This is a genomic window from Ulvibacter sp. 2210JD10-4 (assembly GCF_058148525.1).
In genome coordinates this window covers 381,404-398,457 of the sequence record NZ_JBYVJZ010000002.1, presented here as the reverse complement: position 1 = coordinate 398,457, position 17,054 = coordinate 381,404, and the positions used below count along the sequence as shown (strand labels likewise).

Genomic DNA, 17,054 nt, shown 5'->3' with positions numbered 1-17,054 from the left:
CAAAAATAAAAAAACCGCTACGATAACATCGCAGCGGTTTCAATTTTTTATTTCATTTTTTATTTGAGCTCCATGGTAGTTGATGCAACTTGTTTAGAACCATCAAAAACATTGATGATGTACCTTCCTTCAATAAGGTCTTCCTCCTTGGCATTTACAAGTACACAAACATCTAATTCTTCATTTTCATAAAAGACATTTGTAGCTGCACTATAATTAAGTACTTCTCCATCAAACTGTAAGTTTTCTTTATCTCCCAGTAAATTATTCTTAGGGTTGATGACCTGAACAAATAATGTTCTGTCTCCTTTTTCAGCAATAGGATTAGGAGTTAGTGTAAAACATGCTCTAACTTTATCGGCACGACTGGAACGTCTGGTATCTACAATTTTTCCGCTGCTTCTAATAATAACAGCTTCTCCACGAAGATCAACAGCATTTACAATGGATCCTTTTTTAATGGTTTCGGCCATTGCCACATTTTTTTCATTTACAGAGTCTACAACCTTTATGGTATTGCTCAACACCATATTTGTACTATCTCGCTCCATAGCAAGGAGTTGATTTGCAGCAATTAAACTGTCAGCTCTTTTAAATAACAACTTACGCTCCTGCTTTAGTCTCCCAATTTCAGCTTTGTAACGCCCAATTAAAGCTACATTTGCTTCTGATGTTTTAACAGAATCAAGCAGAATCTCAATTCGCTGACGGGCATCCAAAAGGTCTTTATCCTTTAGTTCATTATCCTGTATAATCTCGTCGTAATTTGCTATGAGTTCTTCTAACTCACCTTCGATTTCCACTTTTTGCTTCTCAAGCCCGGTTACCGTATTTTTACTATCATTGTATAGAGTTACGGTGTAAACAGCCAAAGCTATCAACAATGCAGAAAGCACTCCAATTAATACTTTAAATTTAGTGCTGTTGTTTTCTGTGCTCATAATTATAGGTTTAGAATAGATTTAGGGGTCAAAAGTACTAAGGGGATTAAGATATAAACGTTTAAAAAATGGTAAAAAAAATTAAAATATGTTAAATATCTTATTTCCAAAAGTTTGTAATGGCTGTAAAAAGATTTTATTAAAAGCTGAAAACACACTCTGTACTCAATGTTTACACAGACTTCCTCTTGTTTGTCATCATAAAACAGCAAACCAATCTATGAAAAATATTTTTTATGGGAGGTTTGTAGTGGAAAATGCTACTGCATTATTACAATTTCAAAAAAAGGGAATTACGCAAGAGATCTTACACAATCTTAAATATAAGGGGCAAAAAGAGATCAGCTTCTTTTTTGGCAGATGGCTGGGGTCCGAATTATCTTCAATAAAAGAATACCAAAGTTTAGATCTGGTGATCCCTGTACCATTACACAAACAAAAGCTTAAAAAAAGAGGTTACAATCAGGTAGAAGGTTTTGGAAAAGAAATCGCAGCTGCTTTAGATATTCCTTATCAGGACGATATTTTGCTAAAAATCTCCAAAACAAATTCGCAGGTCTTTAAAAAGCGTTTTACCCGCTTTGAAACAGAAGAAATTTTTACCGTACAAAGACCCGAACGTATCGAGAATAAGCATATTTTGTTGGTCGACGATATTATAACTACCGGTGCTACAATAGAAAACTGTGCTTTACAATTACTTAAAAGTACAAACATTAAACTTAGCCTGGCGACCATTGCTATCGCATAAAAATACCTATTTTTGCTATCTCATAACTCTAAATGTGTGAAACACCGTCTGCTCTATATTCCAATTGTCTTTTTGTTTTTGCTTTCCTTTGCTGATTGTGCTAAAAAGGGAACTCCTTCAGGCGGAAAAAAAGATTCGATCCCTCCGGTACTGGTAAAAAGCATTCCGGAAAATTTCAGTACTAATTTTTCTGAAAATGAAATAAGGATTTATTTTGATGAATATGTGAAACTAAAAGATCTTCAAAAAAACCTTATAATTTCTCCTCCTTTAAAATATGCTCCGGAAATTACTCCTTTGAGTACAGCCAAATTTGTGAAAATAAAGATCTTAGACACTTTAATTGCCAATACCACCTATTCTATCAATTTCGGACAAAGCATTGTTGATAATAATGAAGAGAATCCTTTTGAATACTTTAAATATGTTTTTTCAACCGGAAGCTATATAGATAGTTTAAAACTTTCCGGTGTTGTAAAAGACGTATTATTATTAAAACCTGAAATCCCTACTGCCGTGATGTTGTATGAGGTGGATGAAACATTCAAAGATTCGGTTATTTTTTCAGAAAAACCCATGTATATCACTACTACAAAAGATAGTACCAGCACTTTTGAACTTACCAATTTAAAGGAAGGGAATTACTTGCTGGTGGCTCTTAAAGAAAAAAATAACGATTATACATTTCAGTCAATACATGATAAAATTGCCTTTGCAAATGAGGTTATTTCACTTCCAACGGATAGTACATTTCAACTTAATCTATTTAAAGAAATACCAAATTATAAAATAGCACGCCCTAAACACGAATCCAAAAACCATATTCTTTTTGGTTTTGAAGGAGATGCAAAAGAGCTATCCGTCGAATTGCTCTCAACAGTGCCTGAAGGATTCACTTCTAAAACATATCAGGATAGCAAAACGGATACCTTACACTATTGGCTTAAACCTCAAATAGAAAGTGACTCTCTGGTATTCATTGCTAAAAATTACGGTACTATTGATACTCTTAACGTTCGAATGCGAAACCTGTTTAAAGATACGTTAACGGTTTCGCCAATTAACAGTAGAATTCTGCTCCCTAAGGATACCTTAAAATTAAAGGCAAACACTCCCCTAAGTACTATAAATACTGAAAAAATTGAAATCATAGATAAAGATTCCACTGTAATTACTGCAACAGCACAAATCAATAAACGCTTTAATACTGCCGAAATTATTTTCCCAAAAACCGAAGAACAAACCTATAACATAAAACTGTTTCCCGGAGCAATAACCGATTTCTTTGAAACTGTAAATGATACGTTAAACTATGGCGTTAGGACCAAAGCATTTTCAGATTATGGTACATTGACGTTCACATTAAATAATGTAAAAGAAACAGCTTTGATAGTACAATTGGTTGATAGTAAGTTTGAATTAATTACCGAAAAACCTCTTCCTGAAAACAATACTGTATATTTTGACTATATAGATCCCGGAATTTATTATCTGCGTGTCGTGTTTGACGAAAACGAAAATGGAATTTGGGATACCGGTAATTTTTTAGAACGTATACAACCCGAAAGAATAGTGTATTATCCTTCTCAACTGGAAATTTTGGCAAATTGGAGCCTCAACGAAATATTTACACTAGATTAAAATTATCCCGGTCATTTAAAAACTGCAGGTGCTTTCTGTGTTTTGTAATATGTTCCTTTTCTAAAACAACAGTTTCTGTAAATTCTTTTTCAGAAACACAGGTAGAAATTTGCTTACCTAATACATTATAAACCACAGAATGTCCCACATATTCATAACCATTACCATCCAATCCAACCCGATTTACCCCTATACAATAACTCATGTTTTCTATAGCACGTGCTTTTAATAATACATCCCATGCTGTAATTCGCTTTTCAGGCCAATTGGCAACATATAACAATACATCGTAACCAATCGTATTTCGGGCCCAAACCGGAAAACGAAGATCATAACAGATCAAAGGGCATATTTTAAAGCCTTTGTAATCAAGAATTAGCCTTTTAGTCCCCGCAGAATAGGTTTTATCCTCTCCTGCTAATGTAAAGGTGTGACGCTTATCGTATGTTTTATAATCTCCATTTGGAAAGACAAAAAACAACCGGTTATAAAAAGTATTGTCTTCTGAAATAATTACGCTTCCTGTAATGGCAGTAGTATGTTTTTTTGCCTCCAGGATCATCCATTGTAGTGTTTCGCCATTGGATTTCTCTGCCAGATTTTTAGCATTCATAGAGAATCCTGTTGTAAACATTTCCGGGAGCACTATCAAATCTGTTTTTCCAGAAATATCATTAATCTTATCTGAAAACTGCTTCCTGTTAGCAATTGGATTTTCCCAATGCAAATGTGATTGAATTATTGTTACGGAAAGCGTTCTTTGCATATTATATTGCTTCTAATATTTGAACAACATCCTTAATATCTTGCATCTTGGCGTGTGCTAAGGCAGTATTACCTCTATCATCTAAGATCTCTGAGTCAGCTCCACTATTCAATAATAATTTTACAATTGCAACCTTACCAAAAGTAGCCGCAAAAATTAGCGCAGTAGCTCCATTATAATTTCTAATATTGACATTGGCTCCTTTTTCAATTAACAATTCTGCCAATGGCAGGAATCCTTTAAAACTCACTCCCATCAGGGCTGTATTTCCCGAAGCGTCCCGGGCATCAATATCCTGAGGATGTTGCAGAATTTCTTCAGCAATTGCATTATGACCGTAGTAAGTTGCCAGCAATAACGGAGTGGAACCTCGCTGATCTTTAGTGTTCACCAAATCCGGTTTCCCGGCCAGAAGATGCTTCACTTGCACCTGATCTCCTTCTCTAATGGCATTAAAAAATACTTCATCCATAGTCTTTCACAAGTTAAAAAAATGAAGCAACATAGATACTATGCTGCTTCAAAAAAGTAAGTCATTCATTATAACTCCCGTTCGGCAGGAAGCATATTAGAGCTAAGTCAAATCAAAACGGTCTAGGTTCATCACCTTAGTCCAGGCAGAAACAAAGTCTCTCACAAAGCGTTCTTGAGAATCATTGCATGCGTAAACCTCAGCAATAGCACGAAGCTCAGAGTTTGATCCAAAAATAAGATCAGCTCGTGTTCCAGTCCATTTGAGTTCACCAGTAGTACGATCACGTCCCTCAAATACATTTTGATCATCTGAAATTGCCTTCCAAGTCGTTCCCAAATCAAGGAGGTTAACAAAGAAATTATTGTTTAGTTTCTCCGAATCATTTGTGAAGACACCATAATTAGACTGATCGAAGTTTGTATTAAGAACACGCATACCACCAACTAATACAGTCATTTCCGGCACCGAAAGTGTCATTAATTGTGCTTTGTCAACCAACAATTCCTCCGCCGGTACTTTTTGACCTTTTTTAATGTAATTTCTAAAACCATCTGCAACGGGTTCAAGATAAGCAAATGATTCTACATCTGTTTGTTTTAGTGATGCATCTGCCCGACCAGAAACAAAAGGCACCGTCAAATTATATCCTGCATTTTTAGCTGCCTGCTCTATAGCTGCACATCCACCTAGAACAATTATATCTGCTAAAGAAACCAGCTTATCACCATTTTGAGCATTATTAAATTCCTGTTGAATACGTTCTAGCGATTCTAAAATTTTCGATAGTTCTGCCGGGTTGTTTACTTCCCAGTTTTTCTGTGGAGCAAGACGAATACGAGCACCATTAGCTCCACCGCGCTTATCTGAATCACGGTAAGTAGAAGCTGATGCCCAGGCAGTAGATACCAATTGAGATATAGAAAGTCCCGAGTTAAGAATTGTATTTTTTAACGAAGCAATATCCTGATCGTCTATCAATTCGTGTGTAACACTAGGAATTGGGTCTTGCCAAATAAGTTCTTCCTTAGGAACTTCCGGCCCTAAATAACGACTAATGGGCCCCATATCGCGATGTGTTAACTTATACCAGGCACGAGCAAAAGCATCTGCAAACTCCTTAGGGTTTTCATAAAAACGTTTTGAAATTTTTGCATATTCCGGATCTTCTATTAAGGAGAGATCAGTCGTTAACATAAAAGGTGTTTGACTTTTAGATGGGTCATGAGCATCCGGTACTGCTCCTTCGCCTGCACCTCCTTTTGGCTTCCACTGGTATGCCCCCGCCGGACTCTTGGTTAGTTCCCATTCATAACCGAATAGGTTCTCAAAGAAATTATTACTCCATTTGGTTGGGGTAGTAGTCCAGGTACCTTCAAGCCCACTGGTAATTGTATCTCCTGCATTTCCAGAACCAAATGTATTTTTCCAACCCATACTTTGTTCCTCTATACTTGCTGCAGCAGGTTCTCTACCTACATATTTATCTGCATCGGCAGCACCATGTGCTTTACCAAATGTATGCCCCCCCGCTATAAGCGCAACCGTTTCCTCATCGTTCATAGCCATACGCCCAAAAGTTTCTCTTATATCATGCGCGGCCAAGATTGGGTCAGGGTTTCCATTGGGTCCTTCAGGGTTTACATAAATAAGTCCCATCTGAACTGCACCTAGAGGATTCTCGAGATCACGATCTCCTTCGTAACGCTTATCTCCAAGCCATTCAGCTTCAGAACCCCAATAAATGTCTTGTTCAGGTTCCCAAACATCCTCTCGCCCACCTGCAAAACCGAAAGTCTCAAAGTCCATTGACTCTAAAGCACAATTACCGGCAAGTATCATTAAATCCGCCCAGGAGATTTTTCTTCCGTATTTCTTTTTAATGGGCCACAATAATAACCGTGCCTTGTCTAGATTTCCATTATCCGGCCAACTATTAAGTGGGGCAAAACGCTGAGTTCCTGAACCTGCTCCACCCCGGCCATCACCAATACGATACGTACCGGCACTATGCCAGGCCATACGAATAAAAAGAGGTCCATAATGACCAAAGTCTGCAGGCCACCAGTCTTGAGATTTTGTCATCAAATCATAGAGATCCTTTTTTACGGCATTAAGGTCAAGGCTCTTGAACTCCTCTGCATAGTTGAATCTATTATCCATAGGGTCTGACTTAACTGCGTTTTGCCGTAAGATATTTAACTTCAACTGATTTGGCCACCAATCCCTATTCGAGGTACCGCCACCGGCCACATGATTTTGAGTACCCCCCATAAATGGGCATTTATTTATATCACCACCTTCATGCATATTGTAACTTTTTGTATCGTCCATAATTTTTTTGTTTTAAATCAGAATAAGTCTAAAATTAAAAAATAAAACTGGCGGATACTTACCTAATCAATTGTATGTAATAATTTATCTATTGATAAAATTTATACTTAGAGCTAAAAACAATTGAATTTTAATATTGTATTCCTTTCAAGATAGCCGCAGCTGTCTCGAGTGTATCTTGGGTTTTCGCAAAGCAAACCCGGATTTGTTTGAAGTCTTCTTTGTGGGTATTAAATACTGATGTGGGAATTGTTGCAATTTTATAATCTTTGGTCAATCGTTCGGCAAAAGCAATATCATTTTCTGAAGAAATTTCAGAAAAATCCAATAATTGGAAATAAGTTCCCTTTGAAGGGAGAACTTTAAACCGGGAATCTTTGATTAAATTTAGGAAAAAGTTCCTTTTTTGTTCATAAAATATTGAAAGTTGAAGGTAATGCTGAGGTTCTTCAAGATAAGTGGCTAATGCTTTTTGAACCGGATGATTTACACAAAATACATTGTATTGATGTACTTTTTGAAACTCTTTCATCAAACTTTTGGGCGCTACACAATATCCTACTTTCCAGCCGGTATTGTGAAAGGTCTTCCCAAATGATGCTGCAATAAATGTTCTATTTGATAATGCTTCAAATCTTGCAGCACTTTGATGTATTTCTTCATCAAAAATGATATGTTCATATACTTCATCACTAATAACCAAAAGGTCATATTTCTCAGAGATTTGCTGGAGCTGAAGCATATCACTTTCAGAAAACAGCATCCCGCTTGGATTGTGGGGGGTATTAATAATGATAAGTTTTGTTTTGGAGCTTATTTTTTCTGAAACTTCATTCCAATCCGGCTCATAATTTGGAGCTTTTAACTGAATTGGGACCGAAATACCCCCAAATAAATGAATCGTCGGTTCGTAACAATCATATGCCGGTGTGAAAATTATAACCTCATCACCTCTGCCTATTGTTGTTGCAATTGCAGTAAAAATTGCCTGTGAAGCCCCAACGGTTATAGTAATTTCATTATTTGGGTTGTATTTTTTACCATAAAGCATTTCTACCTTTTTAGAAATTTCTTCCCGTAACTTCATATCTCCTGCCATTGGAGCATATTGATTATATCCATCTTTCATTGCTTTTGTAACAAGTTCTACAAGCATTGAATCACTTCTAAAATTTGGAAACCCCTGTGACAAGTTAATGGCATCATGTTTTTTTGCCATAGCACTCATAACCGAGAAAATAGAGGATGAAACTGAAGGAAGTTTAGATATTATCATATACTTAAAATAGTTAAATGGTTTATTTTCAAAAGTCAAAATTTATATTTTCCTCTTTTTTGTAAGAAAAATCGTATATTCGTCATCCCAAATCTATTAAATCAATGAAGAAATACCTACATTTCTTGTTGTTTTACTTATGTATTTTCCCCGCTTGTGGACAAAGTCTTTTGTCTACACAAGATTCGTATGACCAGGATTTATCTGCAAAGAAAATACAATTTCAAAAGCTACTTGACTCTTCAAATGCACATTATAACAATGGGGATTATAGAAAAGATCTGGCGTTAAACTTTGGCCTTTTAAGTTTAGCTTTTGAGATTGACGACCCTTACTACATTCATAAAGGTTATAGAAATCTGGCTTATGATTACCTTGTTTTAGGTGATACATTGATGGCAAAAGAAAGCTTCGAAAAATCTGAAAAACAAGCACAACTTACAAAAAACGACACCGTAAGAGCCCATACTTTTATGGACTTGGCTAATATATATTCTATTTCGGGAGATCGTATAGAAGAAGCTTTTGACTATCACAATAAATCCATTGAGCTTTTTGAGAAATTGAATGACTCTACAGGTTTGGCAAAAGCTCATTACAATACAGTCCTCACTGCAATAGAAGGTGAAAATTTTAATAAAGCCTATGTGCATATTATTAAGGCAAAAAAGTTTATTAAATATGGTGATCCCAATTATGCAATTAGTTTAGAAAACCTTCTTGGTCAATATTACTATTTAAAAGGGAATTACGAGATGGCCGGACTTTATTTCACAAAAGTTATTAAAACTGCTGAAAAAGAAGAAAAGACAATTGTCCTCGAAGATGCTTATTATTATTATAGTGAAAATTTGTTCAAACAAAAAAATTATAAAGATGCTTATGAAGCACGAATGGAGTATGAAAAATATTTTGAGATCAATCAACAAAAAAACATATCTGCTGAAATTGAAATTGCCTCTGCAAATCACCAGGTAGCAGAATATAAAAAGGATGTTCAAAAAGCAGAATTACAATACCAACTTCAAGCACAGATAGTACAGAATAAAAGTAGGCTTAATAATATTTTAATTTTCGGATTTGCATGCTTTCTTATCCTATTTATTGCTCTGTATTTTGCTTATAGAAAAAGGAAAGAACTTGTACGAGAATTGAAAGTGAAAAACAAAGAATATTTAATAGCTAAGGAAGAGACCGAAAAACTATCCAAAGCGAAAAGTAAATTCTTTTCAACTATAAGTCATGAGCTTCGAACCCCACTATATGGTGTTATTGGTTTAACAACAATTCTGCTTGAAGACAAATCACTTAAGAGCCATTTAAAGGACCTGAAATCTTTAAAGTTTTCTGCAGATTACCTTTTGGCATTGATCAATGATGTATTACAAATTAATAAAATAGACTCAAATAGCATTGATAATGAACAAACATCTTTTGATATTCGGGAACTAATCAAAAAGATCGCATCTTCTTTTGAATATATGCGTATTCAAAACAATAATGAGATGCATATTCATATTTCAGACTCTGTTCCGGAATTTGTTTTTGGAAATTCGGTTCGTTTATCCCAGGTATTGATGAATCTTATTGGTAATGCGTGTAAGTTCACTGAAGACGGAAACATTTATATAATTGCCGAGACTACCAAGAACACTCTTGACAAGACCGCTATTAAATTTTACATTAGAGATACCGGGATGGGAATTCCTATCGAAAAGCAGGGAAATATTTTTGAAGAATTTTCACAGTTAGGTGCCAATGACTATAAATACCACGGTACCGGATTGGGGCTTCCTATTGTAAAAAAACTATTGAAACTTGACAATGCCGATATCACACTCAAAAGCAATCCCGGCAAAGGATCATTATTTTCATTTACTATTGAATATGATATCGTTAATGAAACAAAAGAGGAAAAAATATCGACTTTCTTAGATTGCAGTTTGTTGAAAGATAAAAAGATTCTAGTAGCAGAAGATAATAGAATTAATCAAACAGTAACCAAAAAGATTCTGGAAAAAAACGGCATGCATTGTACAATTGCAGAGAATGGTCAAATCGCGATTGAAAAAGCAGCTTCAGAAAAATTCGATCTGATTTTAATGGACATTAATATGCCTGTTAAAAACGGAATAAGCGCAACAAAAGAAATTAGAAAATTCAATAAAAGTATTCCTATTCTCGCATTGACCGCAGTAGAAGTAGAAGAAATGCGTTATAGTATTTTTGAATCCGGAATGAACGATATCATTGTAAAACCTTACGATGTAACAAAATTTATACAAACAATTTTGAAGAATATTACAGAAGTTTCAGATCCCTCAAAGAAGCTTTCACAGCTAAAAGCTATGTAATTGATTATCCTTTTAGGGTAGCGCTCAAATATTCGCGATTCATTCGTGCGATATTCTCCAAAGAGATTCCTTTAGGGCATTCGATCTCACAAGCACCGGTATTAGTACAATTCCCAAATCCTTCTTTGTCCATTTGTTCTACCATGCTTAAAACTCGTTCTGTTGCTTCTACACGCCCTTGTGGCAGTAATGCATATTGAGAAATTTTTGCTCCTACAAATAACATAGCAGAAGAATTTTTGCAAGTAGCAACACAGGCTCCACATCCAATACATGTTGCGGCATCCATAGCTTTGTCTGCAGCTTCTTTGGCTATTGGAATAGCATTAGCGTCTTGTGTATTTCCTGAAGTGTTTACTGAAATGTATCCTCCGGCTTGCTGAATGCGTTCAAAAGAGGACCTGTCGACAACCAAATCCTTAATAACAGGGAAGGCTTTTGCTCTAAAAGGCTCAATCGTAATTGTATCGCCATCCTTAAACATTCTCATATGAAGTTGGCAGGTTGTTATTCCTCTGTCGGGTCCATGTGCTTCTCCATTGATAAACATCGAGCACATTCCACAAATTCCTTCACGGCAATCATGGTCAAAAGCCACAGGTTCATCGCCGGAATTTATAAGTTGTTCGTTCAAAACATCCATCATTTCTAAAAAAGACATATGTTCTGAAATATCAGATACTTTATATTCGACCATTTGACCCTTAGTTTTCGAGTCTTTTTGTCTCCATATTTTTAATGTAAGATTCATATCGCCTTTCTATTTATAAGATCGTTGTTTTAACTCAATATCATTAAACTCTAGTTCTTCTTTATGCAATACAGCATCACTAGGTTCTCCTTTATATTCCCAGGCAGCAACAAAAGCATATTCATCATCCTTTCGCTTAGCCTCTCCTTTTTGTTCTCCATCCAACTCTACAGATTCTTCTCTAAAATGACCTCCACAGGATTCCTCCCGCATTAAAGCATCTTTTGCAAACAATTCTCCCAACTCCAGGAAATCTGCCACTCTACCGGCTTTTTCTAGCTCGGGGTTCATTTCATCTGCAATTCCGGGAACTTTTATATTTTTCCAAAAATCCTCCCGAAGTTCTTTTATTTCTGAAATTGCTTCAGTCAATCCTTTAGCATTTCTTGCCATACCTACTTTATCCCACATGATCTTACCTAACTTTTTGTGATAATAATCTACAGAGTACTTTCCGTTATTATTTATAAAGAAATCGATCTTGCTTTTTACTTCTTTTTCAGCAGCAGCAAATTCAGGGGTATCAGTCGATATTTCTCCTGTCCGAATATCATCAGACAAATAATCTCCGATAGTATATGGAAGTACAAAATATCCATCTGCCAGCCCTTGCATTAAGGCCGAAGCACCTAAGCGATTTGCCCCGTGATCAGAAAAATTAGCTTCTCCAATACAATATAGCCCGGGAACAGTGGTCATCAAATTATAGTCCACCCAAACACCTCCCATAGTATAGTGGGTAGCAGGGTAGATCATCATAGGTGTTTTATATGGGTTCTCATCAACGATTTTCTCATACATTTGAAAAAGATTTCCATATTTGGCTTCTACAACAGCTTCTCCTAATTCTTTTATTTTTTCTTCGGAAGGATTTTCAATATGGTGTAATTTTGCTTGTTCCTTACCATATCTTTCAATAGCCGATTTAAAATCCAAATACACGGCTTCACTGGTCGCATTAACACCATACCCCTCATCACACCTTTCTTTTGCTGCTCTGGAAGCTACATCACGAGGCACCAGGTTCCCAAAGGCAGGATACCGTCTCTCCAAATAGTAGTCTCTATCTTCTTCAGCAATTTGAGTTGGTTTTAGTTTTCCTTCTCTAATAGCCAGCACATCTTTCATATTCTTTGGCACCCAAATACGTCCATCGTTTCGAAGGGATTCGGACATCAATGTTAATTTAGATTGATAATCCCCTGAACGTGGAATACAGGTTGGATGAATTTGTGTATAACACGGGTTTGCAAAAAACGCTCCTTTCTTATGAATTTTCCAAGCAGCAGTGGCATTAGACCCCATTGCGTTGGTCGATAAGAAATAAACGTTTCCGTATCCTCCGGAAGCAATTACAACTGCATGTGCAGAATGGCGTTCAATTTCTCCGGTCACTAAATTTCGGGTTATAATCCCTCTTGCCTTACCGTCTATTTTTACGACATCCAACATTTCATGTCGGTTAAACATTTCTATTTTACCACGTGCAATTTGTCGATTCATTGCAGAATAAGCACCTAATAATAATTGCTGCCCTGTTTGGCCTTTGGCATAAAAAGTACGGGAAACCAAAACTCCTCCAAAAGAACGATTGTCCAACAATCCTCCATAATCGCGGGCAAATGGAACTCCTTGTGCTACACATTGATCAATAATATTTGCCGAAACTTCAGCCAGACGATATACGTTTGCTTCCCGGGAGCGATAATCTCCTCCTTTTACAGTGTCGTAAAAAAGGCGGTAGGTAGAATCTCCATCCCCTTGATAGTTTTTTGCTGCATTGATTCCTCCCTGGGCAGCAATCGAGTGTGCACGTCTTGGAGAATCTTGGTAACAATAGGCTTTAACATTATAACCTAGCTCAGCCAACGTAGCAGCTGCACTCCCTCCAGCCAATCCTGTACCTACAACAATAATATCAATGTTACGTTTGTTTGCCGGATTAACAAGGTCTATTTTGTTTTTATGGTTTGTCCACTTATGAGCAATGGGTCCCTCAGGTATTTTAGAATCTAATATCGACATAGCTTATTATTTAGTGGGGTATTTGATTAAAATGATGATAGATGGCAATGAAAATAAAACCTAACGGAATTAATACTGCAAACAATTTTGTAAATCCTTTTAGCGCCTTTGAATAGGAATTATTAAATCCTATACTTTGGAAAGCTGATGAGAATCCATGCCACAAATGAAAAATAAGTAATATAAATGCCAATACATACAAACTTACCCGTACAGGGCTTTCAAATTTATGGACTGTCTCAGATAAATATCTTGTAGGGTCTTCAGGGTGAGATTCAATATATTTATGTACTATTTCCGGTATCCAGAAATCATAAAAATGCAGTCCCAAAAATGCTAAAATCACAAGCCCGGAAATAATCATATTTCTAGAGGCCCAACTTGCATTAGCACTTCCTTTATAAGATTTGTAACTCACAGCACGTGCATTTCTGTTTTTTAATTCTAGCACAATTCCCATTACAAAATGGTACACGACTCCAAAAATGAGTATAGGTTGCAAGATATATTGCACCAAGCCATTCGTCCCCATAAAATGTGACCAGCTGTTAAAAACGTCCGGAGCAATTACAGAAGTGAGATTTATTACAAAATGTTGTGCCAGAAAAAACACAAGAAACAAGCCTGAAAGTGCCATTGCTACTTTCTTGGCTATTGAAGAGGATATTATTCCCATTATGGTTTTCTTTTATAGAAAATTAAAGTACAAAAATACGGCGCAAAGCCATTTTTGCCAAACAATATGATTTGTTTTACCAGCTATTTAGAACTATTATAAACACTACTTTACTTCAAAAGAGACTTTTGCTGTTTTCCCGTTTTGGTTTATTGCAATAGTATACACTCCTTTTGGTAAATAATGCTTCTCATTTTTAGCCTTCTTTATTTTTGTTCCGGCTTTCTCAAGAACCTTTACTCCCTTTTCTGAAACCGTTACATCGTAATCAATGATATTAACTCCTTTTGAAGCATCAAGATCAAATTGTTGCAGTTTTTCTCCTTCTTCAGTTTCGACGGTAATTGTTGCTTTTCCTTCCTGCGGACTATAAGCCTGAATTACAATCGAAGGCTCTAACACATCCCTCCAGGGGCTAAAACTGTCTCCCCAACGATTTGAAGCATAAACAGGTTCTGTTTCAGCAAGCAAGACATCATTTGTATTTTCGCTATTCATTAGCTGAAGCAGAGCAATATCTGCCACATAGATGGACCTCCCGTGTGTTCCTACAACCAGATCTTTGGCTTCGGGCTGCACAACTAAATCATGAACAGCCACATTTGGTAATCCTCCGGAAAATACTTCCCAACTTTCTCCTCTGTTAAAAGAAACATAAGTTCCATTATCTGTGCCCAAATACAACAAATTTTCATTTACAGGATCTTCTTTTATTACATTTACAGAAGAAGCAGGTAAATTTCCATTAATACTTTTCCAGGTAGCACCATAATTATCACTTACAAAAACATAAGGTTTAAAATCATCCCAACGATACCCATTAAGCGTTACATATACCCGTTCTTTTTTATGTAAAGAAGCAATCACTCTACTTACCCATAGGTCCTTAGGAAAAGAAGCTGAAATATTCGTCCAATTTCCTCCGCCATTTCTGGAAATGTGAACCATCCCGTCATCACTTCCTGTATACAACAGACCAAATTGAAACTTTGATTCAGAAATGCTGGTTAGAGTTCCATAAGCAACATTCCCAGGCTTTCCGCCTTGTGTCAAATTACCGGAAATAGCTTCCCAATCTGTTCCTTGATTCATACTACGCATTAATTTATTTCCTCCTAAGTATAAAATATCCTGATTGTGCGGGCTTAACAAAATGGGGCTCTGCCAATTAAAACGATACGGACTTTCTCCTAGCTCATGTTTTGGCTGAATATAGGTAGTTTCATTGGTTTCGCGGTTGATTCGAAAGTAGTTCCCAAATTGATATCCCGTATATACTATATTACTATTCCTATTGTCTATTTGAATTTGCATTCCGTCCCCTCCCATAATAGACTCGTACGGGTATTGTCCACTTTGGTGCCAATACTTACTTTCTTCATATTCATGAGAGCCTACCCATACTCCATTGTCCTGCAGGCCACCATAAACATTATACGGCGTTTCATGGTCTACATTGATAGCATAAAATTGTCCAACCGCCGGCGCATTGTTCTTAATCCAGTTCTCTCCATCATCATAACTAATATTAATTCCCCCATCATTACCATCAATTAAATGGCCTGGCATTTTTGGGTTTATCCAAAGTGCATGATGATCAACATGCACATTATCGGCATTGATTGATGCAAATGTTTTTCCTCCATCTTTTGATTTAAGAATAGGAACTCCATATATATAAATACCATCCTTATTACTTGGGTCTACATGAATCTTTCCAAAATAATAACCATACGAGTAATAGATTCCATCCAAATAGCCTTCGTGAGTTTTATTCCAAGTCTTTCCTCCATCTGTACTTTTATAAACTTCAGCACCAATCACCGGGGTGTCAAATAATAAAGAGTTGGCATCTTCCAAATATTTAGCAAGATCTGCCGGTTGTACTGTTCCGCTACGTACCATATTCTTTACACTTTCAGCTTTATATTTCTCCGGAAAATGATTTGCACGTAAATATTCATTTAGTTTTTTATTATCCAGTGCTAAGAACTGTGTTGAGGTCATATTCTTAAAATTGTCTTTGGAAAGAACATCACTATCATCATCAGATGCATCATCAGCTTTTCTTCGTGCCTGATTATCATGAATTGCATATACTGTGTTAGCATCAAAAATGGCAAGGCCAATTCTGCCAACACCTTCCCCTGTAGGAAAACCGCTGCCGGCTACCGAAACTTTAGTCCAGGTATTTCCTGCATCAGTACTTTTATAAATACCACTGCCAACACCGTTCCCTCTAAAATTCCAGGCCTTTCTGTCTTTATCCCAGGATGCCGCATACATTAGGTTGAAATTATTAGGATCCCTTTCCAGTTCAATAATTCCGGATTGGTTGTTGACAAACAATGTTTTATTCCAGGACTTTCCTCCATCCATAGTTTTATAAACTCCTCGTTCATCATTGGTAGAATACAAATGCCCTACTACTCCCACAAGTATTTCATTTGGATTGTTTGGATTGATCAAGATGCTGCTAATATGATGCGAATCTTTTAGCCCTATATTTTCCCAGGTTTTTCCATTATTGGAAGATTTCAGTAAACCAATCCCTGCATAAGACGAACGTGAAGCGTTCACCTCACCGGTCCCTACCAAAATGGTATTGTTCTTCCAGTCAACCGCTAAACTTCCCACATTTTGTGTAGGGCTACTGTCTAAAACAGGAGTAAAACTTGTACCGTTGTTTTCAGTATGCCAAACACCTCCACTGGCATAACCCACATAAAATTCTATAGGATTATCCGCATTTACTGCAAACCCAACCACACGGCCACTCATAACAGTAGGCCCTATATTTTTAAAAGGGAGGTTCTTTACAATGGAATTTTTAGTAAGCGCAGCTTTTTGTTGTAATGCATTTTCTACATCGGAGGCCAATGTTGCAGGCTGCTGTGCAAAAGAAATAAAAGATAAAATGAAGCAGGAAAGAAGAAGTACTTTTTTCATGGTTAGTAAATTTAGAACGCTGAAGATACAGATAAATAGAAAATCGGCAAAAGGTTTGAAATTTTAGATTTCCTATTTTTGAAAAAACTAATCCCTATTTAAAATCGAACCAATAAAC

The 17,054-nt window shown here is 36.4% G+C and carries 12 protein-coding genes; 3 read left to right on the top strand and 9 right to left on the bottom strand.

Annotation, left to right across the window (positions count from 1 at the left end):
- Positions 1 to 59: 59 nt before the first annotated feature.
- Entirely contained in the window at positions 60 to 941 is an 882-nt protein-coding gene (locus ACY2RT_RS07400; protein WP_490155263.1) for a DUF8428 domain-containing protein, read from the bottom strand.
- A 220-nt stretch (positions 942 to 1,161) separates the two neighbouring features.
- Between ACY2RT_RS07400 and ACY2RT_RS07395 the strand changes: the two genes are divergently transcribed.
- Positions 1,162 to 1,692, top strand: coding sequence for a ComF family protein (locus tag ACY2RT_RS07395; protein WP_490155262.1), 531 nt, complete (start codon positions 1,162 to 1,164; stop codon positions 1,690 to 1,692).
- A 36-nt stretch (positions 1,693 to 1,728) separates the two neighbouring features.
- Complete coding sequence (locus tag ACY2RT_RS07390; RefSeq protein ID WP_490155261.1) at positions 1,729 to 3,333, top strand: Ig-like domain-containing domain; 1,605 nt, start codon at positions 1,729 to 1,731, stop codon at positions 3,331 to 3,333.
- On the opposite strand, the gene ACY2RT_RS07385 is transcribed toward ACY2RT_RS07390, so the two are convergent.
- From ACY2RT_RS07385 to ACY2RT_RS07370, 4 genes are all read right to left on the bottom strand, one after another.
- A complete protein-coding gene (locus tag ACY2RT_RS07385) occupies positions 3,320 to 4,099 on the bottom strand; it encodes an amidohydrolase (RefSeq protein ID WP_490155260.1) in 780 nt (259 codons plus the stop codon). The two genes, ACY2RT_RS07390 and ACY2RT_RS07385, sit on opposite strands and share 14 nt — an antisense overlap.
- 1 nt (position 4,100) lies before the next feature.
- On the bottom strand, positions 4,101 to 4,571 hold the full coding sequence (locus ACY2RT_RS07380) for an ankyrin repeat domain-containing protein (RefSeq protein ID WP_490155259.1): 471 nt from the start codon (positions 4,569 to 4,571) through the stop codon (positions 4,101 to 4,103).
- A gap of 102 nt (positions 4,572 to 4,673) precedes the next feature.
- Entirely contained in the window at positions 4,674 to 6,905 is a 2,232-nt protein-coding gene (katG, locus tag ACY2RT_RS07375; RefSeq protein WP_490155258.1) for a catalase/peroxidase HPI, read from the bottom strand.
- A gap of 130 nt (positions 6,906 to 7,035) precedes the next feature.
- Positions 7,036 to 8,181, bottom strand: coding sequence for a methionine aminotransferase (locus tag ACY2RT_RS07370; protein ID WP_490155257.1), 1,146 nt, complete (start codon positions 8,179 to 8,181; stop codon positions 7,036 to 7,038).
- A gap of 104 nt (positions 8,182 to 8,285) precedes the next feature.
- Between ACY2RT_RS07370 and ACY2RT_RS07365 the strand changes: the two genes are divergently transcribed.
- The gene (locus ACY2RT_RS07365; protein ID WP_490155256.1) at positions 8,286 to 10,535 is read left to right on the top strand and encodes a tetratricopeptide repeat-containing hybrid sensor histidine kinase/response regulator; all 2,250 of its coding nucleotides are present in this window, start codon (positions 8,286 to 8,288) and stop codon (positions 10,533 to 10,535) included.
- A gap of 4 nt (positions 10,536 to 10,539) precedes the next feature.
- Here the strand turns inward: ACY2RT_RS07365 and ACY2RT_RS07360 are convergent, their stop codons facing one another.
- The 4 genes from ACY2RT_RS07360 to ACY2RT_RS07345 all read right to left on the bottom strand — a co-directional run bounded on the left by ACY2RT_RS07360 (position 10,540) and on the right by ACY2RT_RS07345 (position 16,936).
- A complete protein-coding gene (locus ACY2RT_RS07360) occupies positions 10,540 to 11,286 on the bottom strand; it encodes a succinate dehydrogenase/fumarate reductase iron-sulfur subunit (RefSeq protein ID WP_490155255.1) in 747 nt (248 codons plus the stop codon).
- Between the two features lie 9 nt (positions 11,287 to 11,295).
- A complete protein-coding gene (locus tag ACY2RT_RS07355; RefSeq protein ID WP_490155254.1) occupies positions 11,296 to 13,311 on the bottom strand; it encodes a fumarate reductase/succinate dehydrogenase flavoprotein subunit in 2,016 nt (671 codons plus the stop codon).
- 10 nt (positions 13,312 to 13,321) lie between these two features.
- A complete protein-coding gene (locus ACY2RT_RS07350; protein WP_490155253.1) occupies positions 13,322 to 13,987 on the bottom strand; it encodes a succinate dehydrogenase cytochrome b subunit in 666 nt (221 codons plus the stop codon).
- A 105-nt stretch (positions 13,988 to 14,092) separates the two neighbouring features.
- Positions 14,093 to 16,936, bottom strand: a complete 2,844-nt coding sequence (locus ACY2RT_RS07345) for a WD40/YVTN/BNR-like repeat-containing protein (RefSeq protein ID WP_490155252.1) — start codon at positions 16,934 to 16,936, stop codon at positions 14,093 to 14,095.
- Positions 16,937 to 17,054 lie beyond the last annotated feature (118 nt).